This is a genomic window from Brachybacterium alimentarium (genome assembly GCF_002332425.1).
In the GTDB taxonomy this organism is placed as follows: Bacteria; Actinomycetota; Actinomycetes; order Actinomycetales; family Dermabacteraceae; genus Brachybacterium; species Brachybacterium alimentarium.
The window spans coordinates 28,964-44,646 of sequence record NZ_NRGS01000003.1 but is presented as its reverse complement, the minus strand read 5'-3'; the positions used below and the strand labels follow the sequence as shown (position 1 = coordinate 44,646).

The window sequence follows — 15,683 nt, the reverse complement described above, 5'->3', positions numbered from 1 at the left end:
ACGGGATCCGAGCGACGCGCGCGCTCGAGCGCCTAGACTGGACGGTCGTGACCACAGCCTCCGCCCCGGCCCGTCCCCCACGCCGCATCGTCCTGCTCGCCGGTCCCTCGGGGAGCGGCAAAGGGCTCATGTCCCACCGGGCGGGCCTGCCCGTGCTCGGACTCGACGAGTTCTACCGGGACCACGACGATCCGGGTCTCCCTCGGCGCTTCGGCATCGTGGATTGGGATGATCCGGCGTCCTGGAACGCCGGCGCCGCCCTCGAGGCGCTCACCTCCCTCGCGCACGACGGCTCCGCCGAGGTGCCTGAGTACTCCATCTCCGCCTCACGTCGCATCGGGACCGCGCGTCTGCTGACCGGGGACGCGCCGCTGATCATCGCGGAGGGCATCTTCGCGGCCGAGCTGATCGCCCCGCTCGCCGCCACCGGACTGCTGGCTGACGCGATCGTCCTGCACCGGCCCACCCCGGTCGTGTTCGCCCTGCGGCTGCTCCGGGACCTGCGCCAGCATCGCAAGCCCCCGCTCACGCTGCTGCGACGCGGCTGGGGCCTGGCGCGGGACCAGCGCAGCGACCTCGAGAGGTGGATCCGTGCGGGGATGCGCCCCGAGGGCCTGCGGGCCGGGATCGACCGGCTCCGACAGCTGACCGCCCTCACCGAAGCGGAGGCCTCGCACCGCTTCGGCCCGCAGGAGCCCGACCTGCTCCGAATCACGGCCGTGTGCTTCCTGCGCCGTGGCCCCGAGGGCGAGGAGGTGCTGGCCGTGCGCAAGCGCGGCACCGGCTCCTACATGCAGGTGGGCGGCAAGCTCGAGCCCGGCGAGACCGCAGCGGAGGCGGCGGTGCGCGAGGTCGCCGAGGAGATCGGCCTCCAGCTGGACCCGAGCGACCTCGAGCCGCTCGGTGACTTCGAGGCGGTCGCCGCGAACGAGCCGAACACGCTGGTGCGCTCGGCGGTGTTCGTGTGCCGCGCGACGGTGCCCGAACCGCTCGACGTGCTCGCCGAGCTGGAGGACCACCGCTGGGTGCGGGTCGCGGACCCGGGCAGCGGCGCGCGCCTCGCACCGCTGATGGTGCAGCACATCCTCCCCGCTCTCCGGGACCGCTGACCTCCTCCCCAGCGGTCGATGCCGGTGCCTGCACCGGCACGGGTGCCCGCACCGGCGCGGCCGGCAGGCGTCGGCGGGTCAGGCGATCCGATCCATCACGATCCGGCGCTCAGGTGCCGCGACGCCGGGCGTCGCGAGGGTCCAGGATCCCGCGATCGACTCGAGCGCGCGCGGCATCCGTTCCGGCGTATCGGTGTGCAGGCGGGCCAGCACGTCCCCGGCCCTCACCTCGTCGCCGATGTGCGCCTCGATCTCCACACCGGCGGCGGCCTGCACGGCCTCGCCCGGGCGGGAGCGTCCGGCGCCGAGCCGCCAGGCGGCCACGCCCACACCCATCGCATCCAGTCCGGTGACCACGCCGTCCTCGGCGGCGCGGAACTCCTCGACGTGCTTCGCGACGGGCAGCGGGGCGTCGACGTCGCCGCCCTGGGCGGAGATCATCGCGCGCCACGAATCCATCGCCCGTCCGTCGGCGAGGGCGGCCTCGACGTCGGGGTCGTGCACCCCGGCCGCCTCGAGCATCTCCCGTGCCAGCGCGCAGGTGAGTTCCACGATGTCCGCCGGTCCGCCGCCGGCGAGCACCTCGAGGGACTCACGCACCTCGAGGCCGTTGCCGGCGGTGCGGCCGAGCGGAGCGGACATGTCCGTGAGCAGGGCGACGGTATGCACACCGGCGTCCGTTCCGAGCTCGACCATGGTGCGGGCGAGCTCGCGGGCGTCGGCCTCGTCCTTCATGAAGGCGCCGGCCCCGGTCTTGACGTCCAGGGTGAGCGCGGCGGTGCCCTCGGCGATCTTCTTGGACATGATCGAGCTGGCGATCAGCGGGATCGCCTCGACGGTGCCGGTGATGTCGCGCAGCGCGTAGAGCTTCTTGTCCGCCGGGGCGAGGCCCGATCCGGCCGCGCAGATCACGGCGCCGGAGTTCTCGAGCTGGGCCATCATCTCGGCGTTGGTGAGGTCGGCGCGCCAGCCGGGGATCGCCTCGAGCTTGTCGAGGGTGCCGCCGGTGTGTCCCAGCCCTCGGCCGGACAGCTGGGGCACGGCCACCCCGTAGCTCGCCACCAGCGGGGCGAGCGGCAGGGTGATCTTGTCCCCCACGCCGCCCGTGGAGTGCTTGTCGGTGGTGGGCTTGGACAGCGCCTGGAAGTCCATCCGTTCGCCGCTGTCGATCATCGCGTGGGTCCAGCGGGCGATCTCGGGACGTTCCATCCCGCGCAGGAAGATGGCCATCGCGAGGGCCGCCATCTGCTGTTCGGCGACGATGCCGCGAGTGTAGGCGTCGATCACCCAGTCGATCTGGTCATCGGCGAGGCGCTGGCCGTCCCGCTTGGTGCGGATGACGTCGACGACGTCGAAGGGCTCGACGGCCGAGGTCGGCGGGGTGGTGTCGTCGGGGGCGGACGTCATGGGAGAGCTCCTGGGCTGGTGGGGGCGTCGTGTCGTCGGGTGTCGTGTCGTCGGGTGTCGTGTCGTCGGGTGTCGTGTCGTCGGGTGTCGTGGGCGGCGGGCATCGTGCGCGGCGGTCGCCGCACGGGGTGGTCAGGCTCGCAGATCGGCGGGGCCGAAGGCCTGGGGCAGAACCTGCTCCATGGACCGCGGGCCCTCCGGGGTGAGGATCACGAGATCGTCGGCGGCGTGCTCGGACAGCAGCTGCCGGCAGCGCCCGCAGGGCATCACGACCTCGCGCGCGTCGCCGGGGAGATGCTCGTCCCCGCCCACGCACACGAAGCGGGCGAGGCGCCCGCCGCCGGTGGCGACGAGCTCGCTGATCAGGCCGCATTCGGCGCAGAGGGTGACGCCGTAGCCGGCGTTCTCCACGTTGCATCCGCGCACGAGGCGGCCGTCGTCGGTCAGCGCCGCGGCCCCGACCCGGAAGTGCGAGTACGGGGCGTAGGCGTGCTCGGCGATCGCGCGCGCCGCAGCGAGCAGCTCGGCGAAGGCGTCGTTCCCGTCGGGCTCCGTGCCCGGGGCGGTGCCCCGGTGGGCGAGCGTGCCGGCTGTGGGGTCGGGGGTGCTCATGGGGTCGATGCTCTCACTGCTTGACGTAGGGGACGCCGTCGGCCGCGGGGACCCGCACCCGGCCCACCACGCCGGCGACGGCGAACAGGGCCACCACGTACGGCAGCATCAGCAGGAAGTCGCCGGGGATGGCGACCCCGCCCTCCGCCGCGGTCATCGTGCCCAGGCGCAGCTGCAGGGAGTCCGCGAAGGCGAAGGTGAGGGCGGCGAGCAGCGCCCCGATCGGGTGGTAGCGGCCCAGGATCATCGCCGCCAGGGCGATATATCCCTTGCCTGCGCTCATCTCCTCGCCGAAGGCGACTCCGGTGCCGATGGTCAGGGTGGCGCCGCCGAGGCCCGCCACCGCCGAGCCCAGCATCACGTTGATCCAGCGGGTGCGGTTCACGGCGATGCCCACGGTGTCGGCCGCACGGGGGTGCTCGCCGACGGCGCGCACGCGCAGGCCCCAGCGGGTCCGGAACAGGGCCACGGTGAGTCCGGCGACCACGATCCACATCAGGTAGACGAGGATGTTCTGCTCGAACAGGACCCGGCCGATCACGGGGATGTCCGCGAGCACGGGGATGCGCAGCGTGGGCAGCCGCAGCGGGGAGTTGAACCGCCCGGGGTTGTCCCGCATCACGGTGCCGAAGAAGAACGACGTGATGCCGATGGCCAGCACGTTCAGGACCACGCCGACGATGATCTGCTGGACCCGGTAGCCGACGGCGAACAGGGCCAGCATCGCGCCCATCACGAGTGCCATGACCGGTGCCGCGAGCAGCCCCACCCAGACGCTCCCAGCGATCGAGCCGACCAGGGCCGCCCCGAACGCGCCGAAGAGCAGCTGGCCCTCGATGGCGATGTTGATGACGCCGGCGCGTTCCGACAGGACGCCCGAGAGGGCGCCGAAGGCGAGCGGCACGGCGAGCGCGAGGGTGCCCTGGAGCAGCGTCGCCACCCCGAGGGTGCGCTCGGAGATCACCCAGGTCATGAAGGCCAGGACCCAGGCGACGGCGAAGACGACGATGAGCGTGACGCGCACGCGCGCCGACGGCCGGGCGACCCGAGCCTGCAGCGCCCACAGAGCGCCCGAGGCGAGGAGCGCGAGGACCGACAGCACGATCGAAGCGGCCATCGAGGGCACCGTGATGCTCTCGGGCACGATGCCGAAGGGGTTCAGGTCGCCCTCGCGGGCCAGGGCGTAGACGGAGTCGGCGCCGGGGATGCCCCGCAGGCCGAACAGCACCAGGGCGAGCAGGCCGAGCACGGTCGTGGTGGCCGGGATGTGCCACCAGCTGTCCGGGCGGATGTCGTCGATGGTCCGGGTGACCTCGGAGTCGTCCTTGACGACGGCGGGAGCGGTGCTCATCGGGTCTCTCCCTTCTCTCCGGCGGGGTTCTCGCCCTCGGCGGGCCCCGGCGTCTCCGGGTCGAGGTCTGGATCGGGCGCAGCGGGCGGTGCGGGATCGGGAGCACGCGCAGCGGAGGGATCGTCGTCGGCCGACGGAGGCCCGGCCTTCCCTGATCCGCCCTCACCGCCAGCGGTCGACGCGCCGGTCGAGGCACCGCCTGCGACCCCCGTGGCACCGACCGGGGCGGAGACGGAGCCGACGCCGCGGGACGAGGCGGCCTTCGCACGACGCACGCGCGCACCGGCGCCGGGATGATCGATGCGGCGCAGGCCGATCAGCGTGCGCACGAGCGGCGGGGCCGCGATGAACAGCACCACGAGCACCTGGATGACCTGCACCAGGTCGAGCGGCACCCCCTGGTTCGTCTCCATGAAGCGGCCGCCCGTGGATAGGCCGGCGAAGAGCAGGCCGGCGAGCACGATGCCCACCGGACCCGAGCGACCCAGCAGGGCGACCGTGATGGCGTCGAAGCCGATGCTTCCGGCGACGCCCTCGGTGAGCCGCTTCTCGGTCCCGAGCACGTGGACGGCTCCGGCGAGCCCCACGAGCGCACCGGCCACGGCGAGCACCAGGAACGACGTGCGGGCCGGGGAGATGCCGGCGACCTGGGCCGCACGCGGGTTGGAGCCGACGGCGCGGAACTGGAAGCCGAGGGTCGAGCGGCTCATGAGCCACCACAGGAAGACGGCCGAACCGGCGGCGAGGATCAGGCCGGCGTGCAGACGGAAGCCCGATCCCAGCAGGTGCGGCAGCACCGCGGTGTCGGCGACGGAGGGTGAGGTGGGCTGGGACTGGTTCGCGCCGGTGAAGGCGGCGGTCTTCAGCGCGAAGAACAGCAGATAGGTCGCGATCCAGTTCAGCATGATCGTGCTGATCACCTCGTTGGCGCCGAAGCGCGCCTTGAGGAAGCCCGCGAAGCCGCCCCAGACGGCGCCGGCGAGCAGGCCGGCGAGGAGGGCGACCAGCAGGTGCACGACGATCGGGAGGTTCCAGGAGAAGCCGATGTAGCCGGCGGCCATGGAGCCCACGATCAGCTGGCCGGTGCCGCCGATGTTGAACAGTCCGGCACGGAAGCTGACCGCCATGCCGGCGGCCGCGATGATCAGCGGGGTCGCGACGGTGAGGGTCTCGGTCAGGGGGCGCAGGCCTGCGGCGAGCGCCGGCAGCAGCACGTAGGTGCCGGACCCGCCGGCCTCGCGGAGGTCCTGGGCGACGCGGGAGAACCCGGGCCCGTCGAACACGGCGCCGCGGAACATGGCCTCGTAGGCCTGGCTCACGGACTGCCAGATCGCGGTGAAGGCGTCGGAGGGCCGGGCGAAGAAGTAGCCGAGCGTCTCGCGGACCTCGTCGTCGGAGATGACGATGAGCACGGAGCCCACGATGAACGCGAACACGAAGCTCATCACCACGACGAGGGTGTCACCGCGCGCGATCTTCTGGAGCGTCCGGCTCAGGCGGTTCTCGGCCTGCTGCTCGGGCGGGGGCGGGGTGTCGGCGCCCCCGGCCCCCACGCCCGGGGCGGACCCGCTGTTCTCGGGATCGGCGACGGCGGTCATACGATCTCTCCTTCGTCGGCGAGCTGCGAGTCGGTGGTGCGCGCACCGGAGGCGACGGCCTCGCGGGCGGCCTCGGCGGTGTATCCGGCCATCATCAGGCCGAGCACGTCGCGGTCCTCGTCGCCCGGGACGATGCCGAGGATCTGGCCGCGGTACATCACCGCGATTCGGTCGGCCAGCTGGGTGACCTCGTCCAGCTCGGTGGACACGATGATCACGGGTGTGCCCTTGTCGCGCTCGTCGAGGATCCGACGGTGGAGGAACTCGATGGAGCCCACGTCGACTCCGCGGGTGGGCTGGGAGGCGATCAGGAGGGCCAGCTCGCGGTTCAGGGCGCGGGCCATCACCACCTTCTGCTGGTTGCCGCCGGAGAGCGTGGAGACGGCCGCGGCGGAGGATCCCGTGCGCACGTCGAACTCCGGGATGAGCGTGTCCGCGTTCTGCTGCACCGCTCTCCTGCTCATCGCGAGCGCGGACCCGAAGGGCGCCCGGTCGTGCTGGTCCAGCACGAGGTTCTCGGCGACGGAGAAGTCGGCGACGAGGGCGTCGTGGGTGCGGTCCTCGGGCACGAAGCCGATGCCGGCGTCGAGGATCTGCTTGGTGCTGCGGCCGACGAGCTCCCGCCCCTCCAGCAGCGCGGAGCCGTGCACCGTCTCCTGCAGACCCAGCAGCGCTTCGCTGAGCTCGGTCTGCCCGTTGCCCTGGACGCCCGCGATCGCGAGCACCTCGCCGTGGTGCACCTCGAAGGAGACGCCGTCCAGCGTGCGCATCCCGGCCTCGTCGGTGACCTGCAGGTCGCTCACCTCGAGGGCGATGTCCCCGGGCGCCGCGGGGGCCTTGTCCTGGGCGAGGGAGACCTGCCTGCCCACCATGAGGGAGGCGAGCTCGGCCTGGTCGGCCGACGGATCGGCCTCGCCGACCACCCGGCCGCGGCGGATCACGGTGATCCGATCGGAGACGGCCTTGACCTCACGCAGCTTGTGCGTGATGAACACGATCGAGGTGCCCTCGTCGCGCAGCTGGCGCATGATCGTCATCAGCTCGTCGGTCTCGTGGGGCGTGAGCACGGCGGTGGGCTCATCCAGCACGAGCACCTCGGCACGGCGGCTGAGCGCCTTGATGATCTCGACCCGCTGCTGGGCACCGACCGGGAGGTTCTCCACGAGCGCATCCGGATCGAGCTCGAACCCGAAGCGGGCGGAGATCTCCCGCACCAGCTTCCTCGCGGCCGCGAGGTCGAGCAGGCCCCCCTTGGTGGGCTCGTGGCCGAGGACCACGTTCTCCGCCACGGTGAAGACGGGCACGAGCATGAAGTGCTGGTGGACCATGCCGATGCCGGCTGCCATCGCATCCCCGGGGTCGGAGAAGGAGACGGGCACGTCATCCAGGACGATCTCGCCGCCGTCGGGGCGGTACAGCCCGTACAGGACGTTCATCAGGGTCGACTTGCCGGCACCGTTCTCCCCCAGCAGGGAGTGGATCTCACCGGGTTCGACGACCAGGTCGATGGCATCGTTGGCCACGAAGGCCCCGAAGGTCTTCGTGATCCCACGCAGTTCGAGCTTCACAGTTCTCGCTTCCGTCAGCGGCGGCCGAGATCATCGGGCCGGCGGTCAGGAGGAGGCGGTCCCGGCCCGGTCAGGGTCGGGACCGCCTCGTCCAGCGGATCAGGCTTCCTTCGGGGAGGCCTTCGACTCGACGGTCACCGTGCCGTCGATGATGTCCTGCTTGAGGGTGTCGAGCTCGGTGGAGAGCTCCTCGGGGACGTCGTCCTCGAAGTCGTGGAACGGGGCCAGGCCGACGCCGCCGTTCTCGAGGGTGCCGACGTACGGGGTCGCGTCGAACTCGCCGTCGGCGGAGACGCTGATGACGTCCTCGACGGCGGTGCCCATCTCCTTCATCACGGAGGTCATGATGACGCTCTGGGCATCCTCATCGCTCGCATTGGTCTCGTAGCCATCGGCGTCGACCCAGATCACCGAGCGGTCCTCGCCCTCCTTCGCGGAGGCGAGGGTGCCGGCACCGACCGGGCCGGCGACGGGCATGATGATGTCCGCGCCCGCGTTGTAGAACTCGTCGGAGACGGCCTTGCCCTTGGACTGGTCGTCGAAGGTGCCCACGATCGAGCCCTCCTGCGTGTCCTTGTTCCAGCCGAGCACCTGCACGTCGGCGTCCTTGGTCTCGTTGTAGTACGCGACACCGTCGGCGTAGCCGTCCATGAAGATGGTGACGGTGGGGATGTTCATGCCGCCGTAGGTGGCGACCTTCCCGGTCTCGGACATGCCCGCGGCGAGGTAGCCGGCGAGGAACGCGGCCTCGGCGGTGTTGAACTCGATGGGCTTGACGTTGTCCAGCGTGATCGGGCTGCCGTCCGCGTCCTGCGCGGTGGAGTCGACGATCGCGAAGTCGGTGTCCTGGTTGGCCTCGCCGGCGGCGCCGGTGGCAGGGGCCAGCAGGAAGCCGACGGTCACGATGAGGTCGCAGCCCTCGGTGACCATGTTGTTGATGTTCGGGGCGAAGTCGGAGTCGCTCGAGGACTCGGCCTCGGCCTTCTCGATCCCGAGGTTCTTCTCGGCGGCGAGCAGACCGTCGTGGCTGGACTCGTTGAAGGACTTGTCGTCCCAGCCGCCCGCGTCGGAGACCATGCAGGCCTTGTAGTCGCTGCCGGCGCCGCCGGCGTCGCTGGATCCGCTGCCGCCCTCGTCGGGGGCCGTGCCGCAGGCGGCCAGGGTGAGGACGCCTGCCCCGGTGAGGGCGAGCGCACGCGTGAAGCTCTTCATGAGGGTTCCTCCGCTGGAGAGTCGGGCCGATCGGGCACCGAGGGGTATCGGGCGACAGCTCTGTCGCGTTCCGAATCGGACCCTAGTCGCGCAGGAGCCCTCCTGGCGCCGGAGGTGGGCGCGGCGGATGAACCGTTATGCAATCGACGCGGACGAGGCCCTCGGCGACCGGCGGAGGGGCCGCCGGTCAGACCGGGAGCAGGTCGCGCTGCACGCAGGCGCTCGCGAGCACCGAGGCCCCGATGCCGATGGCCCGCTCGTCGATCATCAGGTCGCCCATGTGGAGGTCGTAGGTGCGCCCGCCCGGGGTGCGCGTCCCGAGCCGGGCCAGCGCGCCCGGCACCTTCTCGAGATACCAGGCGAAGTCCTCGCCGCCCAGGGACTGCGCGGTCGGATCCAGGAACTCCCGTCCCAGCGTGCTGGTCACCGCGGCGGAGAGCACGTCGACGCTGCTGGCGGCGTTGGAGACGGGCGGCACGCCGCGATCATGCGTGACGCGGGCCTCGATGCCCCAGGGGCGTACGAGATCGGCGAGCACCGATTCGAGCAGCTCCTCGGCCTTGTCCCAGGCGTCGTGGTCCAGACAGCGCAGAGTGCCCTCGAGGGTGCCGCTGCTGGGAATCGCGTTGAAGGCAGAACCGGCGTGGACGCTGCCCCAGGTGAGGTTCACCCCGGAGCGGGGGTCCATGCGCCGGGTCAGGGCTGCCGGCAGCTGAGTCACGATGGAGCCGAGCGCGTAGACCAGATCCTGGGTGAGGTGCGGGCGGGAGGTGTGCCCGCCGGCGCCGCGCACCTGGATCTTCACCGGGTCCGTCGCCGAGGTGATCGGGCCGCTCTTCAGACCCACGTGGCCGACGTCCACACCGGGGTCGCAGTGCAGGGCGAGGATCGAGTCCACGCCGTCCAGGACGCCCTGGCCGATGAGGTCCAGCGCGCCGCAGGGGTGCATCTCCTCGGACGGCTGGAACACCAGGCGCACGCCCCGTCGCAGTGCTCCCGCGTCCGCCACGCGGACCAGTGTGGTGGCGGCCCCGAGCACGGCGCTCATGTGGACGTCGTGCCCGCAGGCATGGGAGACGCCCTCGACGGTCGAGCGATAGGAGACGGTGGTGAGCTCGGGAATGCCGAGTGCGTCCATGTCAGCCCGCAGGGCGATGGGCGCGAGGGTCGGGTCACTGCCGGGGATGTCGCAGATCGCGCCGGTGCTGGCCATCCGCTGCGGAGCGAGACCCAGGTCGCGCAGCCGTTCGAGGACGAACTCCGTGGTGTCGTGCTCCTCGTGGGAGAGCTCGGGGTGGCGGTGGAGATGGCGCCGCACCTCGCGCAGATCGTCGGCCCTCTCCGCGACGGTGCGTGCGATCAGGCCCTCCGGACCCAGCATCGAGCGCTGTTCCGGGGTTCCCAGCAGAACCTGCTGCGACTGCTCCACGTGCCCACTCCCTGTTCGTCTGTGCCGTCCTCGCCACGAGGCGCCCCTGCTGTCAGCGACCGGAGCACCGCTGCGCGCGCTGCGTCGCCGCACGACGCTCCTGCGCGGACGTCCCCTCGCACACGGAAGCCGCCGCGCGGGTGTGCTCAGCGCAGGTGGCCGTGCCCGTTCTCATCGAGGCGAGCCACGATGCGAGCGAGGGTCTGGGCCTGCTCGTCGGCGAGCACCAGCAGGGCGTCCTCGGTGTCCACGATGCTGATGCCCTGCAGTCCGACCAGGGCGATGTGGCGATCGGTGGAACCGTACACCGTCGCTGTGGAGGAGAGGGCATCGACGGTCGCGGCGCCCAACACCTGGACATCAGAGCCATCAGAGTCATCAGGTCCGTCAGCGCCGACAGGTCCACCAGCGCAGACAGAACCGTCAGAGCGACCGGAACCCGCCGAGCCGGCACCGGTGCTGCCCCGGTGCTCCCGCAGCTGGCGGGCGAGGGCGGCGAAGTCGCCGACGTCGTCCCAGTCGAAGTCCCCGGGAACCATGGCGACCTTCCCGGCCGCGGCGAGCGGCTCGGCCAATGCATGGTCGATCGCGATGGAGGTCAGCCGCGGCCAGATCTCGGCGAGCACCGAGCTGTACTCCTGCGTGCCGTGGGCGGCGGCGATCGCTCGCGCGCCGTGGGCGATCCCGGGGATCTGCTCGGCCAGCTCATCGAGCAGCACGCGGGCCCGCACCACGAAGATGCCCGCGTTCCAGGAGAACGTGCCGGACGCGAGGAACGCCTCGGCCCTGTCGCGGTCAGGCTTCTCGACGAACCGCGAGACGGGTACGGCGCCGAGGGCCCGCAGCTCGCCCTCGGCTGTCGCTGCTGTCTCCGTCGCCGCAGCTGTCCCCGTCACAGCAGCTGTCTCCGTCGCCGCAGCCGTCCCCGTCGGCCCTGCTGCCGCTGCCGTGCCGGACGCTGCTCCCCCGTCGGCCGACGTCTTCTCGCCGTCCCGCTCGAGGTGTCGCTCGACCACCCGCTCGATGTAGCCGAAGCCGGTCGCGGCATGAGTGGGTCGGATACCGATCGTCACCAGATGTCCGAGCTCGGCCGCATGTCGGGCGGCGGTGACCGCTCGGGCGAAGGACGCATCGTCCCCGATGAGATGGTCCGCCGCGAAGGACCCGATGACGGCGTCCGGGGAGTCACGCTCCACGAGCGCGGCCGCCAGCGCGATCGCGGGCATCGAGTTGCGCGGCGAGGGCTCCGCCAGGATCTGCACGTCGGAGCCGACCTGCTCCCGCACCGCGGCGACATGGGGCACTCCGGTGACGACGATCGGGGCCCGGTCCGCGAGCGGGGCGAGGCGCGCGACCGTCTGCTGCAGGAGAGAGGCTCCGCTGCCGGTGAGGTCGAGCAGGAACTTGGGCCGGCCCCGGCGTGAGAGCGGCCACAATCGGGTTCCGGCACCGCCAGCGGGGATCACGGGAACGAAGGGAGCCTGGGGCATGTGCCCAGCGTATCCGTGCCGCCGCACCCTTGGACGCAGGCCGGTGGGGACGCTTCCCCACCCCGTCGAGATGCCCAGGACCTGCACGTCATGGTGCTAGGCTGGCTCCGCCCCTGTCGGGGGCGATGATGATGTCGCCGTGTCGTGAAACGGGTGCCCGCAGGGCGTCCGGAGCGCCGCGAAGGTCGTCCGGATCGCATCCGGGACCCGCGCGCCCACCACAGCGGCGACGCATCCCGCTCCCGGCGCCAATCCGTCGCTTCTGGAGGATCTTCCGTGGCATCAGCCCAATCCGGGACGCTCTATCGCGGTCGCGAGGGCATGTGGTCCTGGGTCGCCCACCGCATCTCGGGAATGCTCATCTTCCTGTTCCTGCTCGTGCACGTGCTCGACACCGCACTGGTCAGGGTCTCTCCAGAGGCGTACAACGAGGTGATCGGTCACTACAAGACCATCGTCTTCGGCCTCGGCGAGATCGGTCTCGTCGGCGCGATCCTGTTCCACGCCCTGAACGGCCTTCGCATCATCCTCGTGGACTTCTGGTCCAAGGGCACCACCCACCAGCGGAAGCTGTTCTGGGGCGTCGTCGTGCTCTGGGTCGTCCTGATGCTCGGCTTCGTTCCCCGCCAGCTCATGCACATGTTCGGAGCTTGATCATGAGTGCACAGTCCACCACCTCGATCCCCGATCCCACCACCCGCTACCGGCGCACCGGCATGCACGGCGTCAACACCGAGATGATGTCGTGGCTGTTCATGCGCGTCTCCGGTGTCCTCCTCGTGATCCTCGTCTTCGGTCACCTCTTCGTGAACCTGTGGCTCGGCGAAGGAGTCAAGGGCATCGACTTCGCCTTCGTGGGCGGCAAGTGGGCCTCCCCGTTCTGGCAGGTCTGGGACCTGCTGATGCTCTGGCTCGGCCTCATCCACGGCGGCAACGGCGTGCGCACGATCATCAGCGACTACGCGCGCAAGCCCACGGTCCGGATGGTCCTGAAGTCCCTGCTGCTGTTCGCGGTCGTCGTGACGATCGTGCTCGGCACCCTGGTCATCTTCACCTTCGACCCGTGCCCGGTCGGTGCCGACCCCAGCCTGCTGCCCTCCCTCTGCGAAGGCTGACAACTCGTCCCCGGGGGCCGGCCCGCCCGGCCCCCGACATCGTTCTTCCCGGTCGACCCCGAAACGGAGCAGTCACCAGACATGCAGACCCATAACTACGACGTGGTCATCATCGGTGCCGGTGGCGCCGGAATGCGCGCGGCGCTCGAATCCTCCAAGGACGCCCGCACCGCCGTCGTCACGAAGCTGTACCCCACGCGGTCCCACACCGGTGCCGCCCAGGGAGGCATGTGCGCCGCCCTGGCCAATGTCGAGGACGACAACTGGGAGTGGCACACGTACGACACCGTCAAGGGCGGCGACTACCTGGTCGACCAGGACGCCGCCGAGATCATGGCCAAGGAGGCCATCGACGCGGTGCTCGACCTCGAGAAGATGGGCCTGCCGTTCAACCGCACCCCCGAGGGTCGCATCGACCAGCGTCGCTTCGGCGGCCATACCCGTGAGCACGGCGAGGCCCCCGTGCGTCGCTCCTGCTATGCGGCGGACCGCACCGGTCACATGATCCTCCAGACCCTCTACCAGAACTGCGTGAAGCAGCAGGTGGAGTTCTTCAACGAGTACTACGTGCTCGACATCCTCATGACGGGCGACCCGCGCACCGACGAGGGCGTCCGCGCCTCCGGCGTGGTGACCTACGAGCTCGCCACCGGTGAGCTGCACATCTTCCGTGCGAAGTCGGTCGTCTTCGCCTCGGGCGGCTTCGGGAAGATCTTCAAGACCACCTCGAACGCCCACACCCTCACCGGTGACGGACCGGCCATGGCCTTCCGCCGCGGCATCCCGCTCGAGGACATGGAGTTCTTCCAGTTCCATCCGACGGGCCTGGCAGGCCTGGGCATCCTCCTCTCGGAGGCCGCCCGGGGCGAGGGCGCGATCCTGCGCAACAGCAACATGGAGCGCTTCATGGAGCGCTACGCGCCGACGCTGAAGGACCTCGCGCCCCGTGACGTCGTCGCCCGTGCGATGGCCAATGAGGTGCGCGAGGGCCGGGGCTGCGGCCCGAAGAAGGACTACGTCCTCCTGGACCTCACCCACCTCGAGCCCGCCCACATCGACGCGAAGCTTCCGGACATCACCGAGTTCGCGCGCACCTACCTCGGCGTGGAGCCCTACACCGACCCCGTGCCCGTGTTCCCGACTGCGCACTACGGCATGGGCGGCATCCCGACCAACGTCCAGGGCGAGGTGCTGCGCAACGAGACCGATGTGATCCCCGGTCTGTACGCCGCGGGCGAGACCGCGTGCGTCTCCGTGCACGGCGGCAACCGCCTGGGCACGAACTCGCTGCTGGACATCAACGTCTTCGGCCGTCGCGCCGGCATCGCCGCCGCGAAGCACGCCGAGGAGGTCGAGCTCGCCGAGCTTCCCGAGGGCCTGGAGGCACCGACCGTGGAGCTGCTGCAGCGTCTGCGGGACCGTCCGGCGACGGAGGACCGCATCGCCGACATCCGCCGCGATCTGCAGGAGCTCATGGACGCCAACGTCCAGGTGTTCCGGACCGACGAGACCTGCCGCGCCGCCCTCGCCGGCATCGCGGACCTCAAGAAGCGCTACGAGACGGTCGCGATCCAGGACAAGGGCCAGCGCTACAACCTGGACCTCATGGAGGCGGTCGAGCTGGGCTTCCTGCTCGACCTCGCCGAGATCGTGACGATCGGCGCGCTGAACCGCAAGGAGTCCCGCGGCGGCCACTTCCGCGAGGACTACGACACCCGCGATGATGTCAACTACCTCTCGCACACGATGGCCTACCGCACCCTCGAGGGCGAGCAGGGCGATGAGGGCACCACGGTCCGGCTGGGCACCAAGCCCGTCGTGATCACCCGATACGAGCCGAAGGAGCGTACGTTCTGATGACTGCCGTCGCTGAGAAGCCGAAGGCCGACGAAGGGGTCGAGGCGATCCCCTCGTTCGAGGTCACGCTGCGCATCGCGCGCTTCAACCCGGAGGATGACAAGGGCACCCACTGGGAGGACTTCACCATCACCATGCACGGCACCGACCGTGTGCTGGATGCGATGCACGAGATCAAGTGGCACCTCGACGGGTCGCTCACCTTCCGTCGCTCCTGCGCGCACGGCGTCTGCGGCTCGGATGCGATGCGCATCAACGGCCGCAACCGCCTGGCCTGCAAGACGCTGCTGAAGGACCTCGACCTCAAGAAGCCGATCACGGTCGAGCCGATCAAGGGCCTCCCGGTCGAGAAGGACCTCATCGTGGACATGGAGCCGTTCTTCGACTCCTACCGCGAGGTCATGCCGTTCCTCGTCGCCAAGGGCCAGGAGCCCAGCCGCGAGCGTCTGCAGTCCGCCGAGGAGCGCGAGCGCTTCGACGACACCACCAAGTGCATCCTGTGCGCGGCGTGCACCTCCTCGTGCCCCGTGTTCTGGACCGACGGGCAGTACTTCGGCCCCGCCGCGATCGTCAACGCGCACCGTTTCATCTTCGACTCGCGTGATGACGCCGGCGAGCAGCGCCTCGAGATCCTGAACTCCAAGGAAGGCGTGTGGCGCTGCCGCACCACCTTCAACTGCACCGAGGCCTGCCCCCGCGGCATCCAGGTCACCAAGGCGATCGCCGAGGTCAAGCAGGCTGTGATCCGCGGCCGCGTCTGAGCCGTGCGGCATGCGCGGCGGCGCTCCGCACCAACCAGGACGCCGCCGCCCTCGGGTCGCCCGCTGGCATCCTCGGGTCGCCGCTGTCGCTGGCGCCGCCCTCGGGTCGCCGCTGTCGCTGTCGTCACCCTCGGCTCGCCGCCCTCGGGTCGCCAAATGTGAGCGTGGGACCCA

13 protein-coding genes are annotated in these 15,683 nt (G+C 70.7%); 5 read left to right on the top strand and 8 right to left on the bottom strand.

Features of this window, described 5'->3' with window-relative positions; translation table 11 throughout:
* The first annotated feature begins 47 nt into the window (after window positions 1–47).
* Window positions 48–1,109: an NUDIX domain-containing protein gene (locus tag CIK71_RS01505; RefSeq protein ID WP_241964086.1), complete on the top strand. Its 1,062-nt coding sequence runs from the start codon at window positions 48–50 to the stop codon at window positions 1,107–1,109.
* A 78-nt stretch (window positions 1,110–1,187) separates the two neighbouring features.
* On the opposite strand, the gene CIK71_RS01500 is transcribed toward CIK71_RS01505, so the two are convergent.
* From CIK71_RS01500 to CIK71_RS01465, 8 genes are all read right to left on the bottom strand, one after another.
* A complete protein-coding gene (locus CIK71_RS01500) occupies window positions 1,188–2,516 on the bottom strand; it encodes a thymidine phosphorylase (RefSeq protein ID WP_096163423.1) in 1,329 nt (442 codons plus the stop codon).
* A 132-nt stretch (window positions 2,517–2,648) separates the two neighbouring features.
* Window positions 2,649–3,128 carry a cytidine deaminase gene (locus tag CIK71_RS01495; RefSeq protein WP_096163422.1) on the bottom strand — a complete coding sequence of 160 codons (480 nt, stop codon included), beginning with the start codon at window positions 3,126–3,128 and terminating at the stop codon, window positions 2,649–2,651.
* Window positions 3,129–3,141: 13 nt separating this feature from the next.
* Window positions 3,142–4,479, bottom strand: a complete 1,338-nt coding sequence (locus CIK71_RS01490) for an ABC transporter permease (RefSeq protein WP_096163421.1) — start codon at window positions 4,477–4,479, stop codon at window positions 3,142–3,144.
* Window positions 4,476–6,077, bottom strand: a complete 1,602-nt coding sequence (locus tag CIK71_RS01485; protein WP_096163420.1) for an ABC transporter permease — start codon at window positions 6,075–6,077, stop codon at window positions 4,476–4,478. Before CIK71_RS01485 ends, CIK71_RS01490 begins: the two co-directional genes overlap by 4 nt.
* Complete coding sequence (locus CIK71_RS01480; protein ID WP_096163419.1) at window positions 6,074–7,645, bottom strand: ABC transporter ATP-binding protein; 1,572 nt, start codon at window positions 7,643–7,645, stop codon at window positions 6,074–6,076. The genes CIK71_RS01485 and CIK71_RS01480 overlap by 4 nt, the downstream gene beginning before the upstream one ends.
* Window positions 7,646–7,744: 99 nt before the next feature.
* Window positions 7,745–8,857 carry a BMP family lipoprotein gene (locus CIK71_RS01475; protein ID WP_096163418.1) on the bottom strand — a complete coding sequence of 371 codons (1,113 nt, stop codon included), beginning with the start codon at window positions 8,855–8,857 and terminating at the stop codon, window positions 7,745–7,747.
* Window positions 8,858–9,044: 187 nt separating this feature from the next.
* On the bottom strand, window positions 9,045–10,286 hold the full coding sequence (locus CIK71_RS01470) for a M20 family metallopeptidase (protein WP_096163417.1): 1,242 nt from the start codon (window positions 10,284–10,286) through the stop codon (window positions 9,045–9,047).
* 146 nt (window positions 10,287–10,432) lie between these two features.
* Window positions 10,433–11,776 carry a mannose-1-phosphate guanylyltransferase gene (locus CIK71_RS01465; protein WP_096163416.1) on the bottom strand — a complete coding sequence of 448 codons (1,344 nt, stop codon included), beginning with the start codon at window positions 11,774–11,776 and terminating at the stop codon, window positions 10,433–10,435.
* 276 nt (window positions 11,777–12,052) lie between these two features.
* Here CIK71_RS01465 and sdhC point away from each other — a divergent pair, with 276 nt between their 5' ends.
* The 4 genes from sdhC (at window position 12,053) to CIK71_RS01445 (ending at window position 15,509) form a co-directional block, all read left to right on the top strand.
* A complete protein-coding gene (gene sdhC / locus CIK71_RS01460) occupies window positions 12,053–12,430 on the top strand; it encodes a succinate dehydrogenase, cytochrome b556 subunit (protein WP_096163415.1) in 378 nt (125 codons plus the stop codon).
* Window positions 12,431–12,432: 2 nt separating this feature from the next.
* The gene (gene sdhD / locus CIK71_RS01455; protein WP_096163414.1) at window positions 12,433–12,891 is read left to right on the top strand and encodes a succinate dehydrogenase, hydrophobic membrane anchor protein; all 459 of its coding nucleotides are present in this window, start codon (window positions 12,433–12,435) and stop codon (window positions 12,889–12,891) included.
* A gap of 81 nt (window positions 12,892–12,972) precedes the next feature.
* On the top strand, window positions 12,973–14,748 hold the full coding sequence (gene sdhA, locus CIK71_RS01450; protein ID WP_096163413.1) for a succinate dehydrogenase flavoprotein subunit: 1,776 nt from the start codon (window positions 12,973–12,975) through the stop codon (window positions 14,746–14,748).
* Entirely contained in the window at window positions 14,748–15,509 is a 762-nt protein-coding gene (locus CIK71_RS01445; protein WP_096163412.1) for a succinate dehydrogenase iron-sulfur subunit, read from the top strand. The genes sdhA and CIK71_RS01445 overlap by 1 nt, the downstream gene beginning before the upstream one ends.
* Window positions 15,510–15,683: the final 174 nt, after the last annotated feature.

What these genes read in the sequence shown, in the direction of transcription:
- CIK71_RS01500 (WP_096163423.1), bottom strand. Translation starts at nt 2,516, where the DNA reads ATGACGTCCGCCCCCGACGACACCACCCCGCCGACCTCGGCCGTCGAG.
- CIK71_RS01495 (WP_096163422.1), bottom strand. Translation starts at nt 3,128, where the DNA reads ATGAGCACCCCCGACCCCACAGCCGGCACGCTCGCCCACCGGGGCACC.
- CIK71_RS01490 (WP_096163421.1), bottom strand. Translation starts at nt 4,479, where the DNA reads ATGAGCACCGCTCCCGCCGTCGTCAAGGACGACTCCGAGGTCACCCGG.
- CIK71_RS01485 (WP_096163420.1), bottom strand. Translation starts at nt 6,077, where the DNA reads ATGACCGCCGTCGCCGATCCCGAGAACAGCGGGTCCGCCCCGGGCGTG.
- CIK71_RS01475 (WP_096163418.1), bottom strand. Translation starts at nt 8,857, where the DNA reads ATGAAGAGCTTCACGCGTGCGCTCGCCCTCACCGGGGCAGGCGTCCTC.
- CIK71_RS01465 (WP_096163416.1), bottom strand. Translation starts at nt 11,776, where the DNA reads ATGCCCCAGGCTCCCTTCGTTCCCGTGATCCCCGCTGGCGGTGCCGGA.
- sdhD (WP_096163414.1), top strand. Translation starts at nt 12,433, where the DNA reads ATGAGTGCACAGTCCACCACCTCGATCCCCGATCCCACCACCCGCTAC.
- sdhA (WP_096163413.1), top strand. Translation starts at nt 12,973, where the DNA reads ATGCAGACCCATAACTACGACGTGGTCATCATCGGTGCCGGTGGCGCC.
- CIK71_RS01445 (WP_096163412.1), top strand. Translation starts at nt 14,748, where the DNA reads ATGACTGCCGTCGCTGAGAAGCCGAAGGCCGACGAAGGGGTCGAGGCG.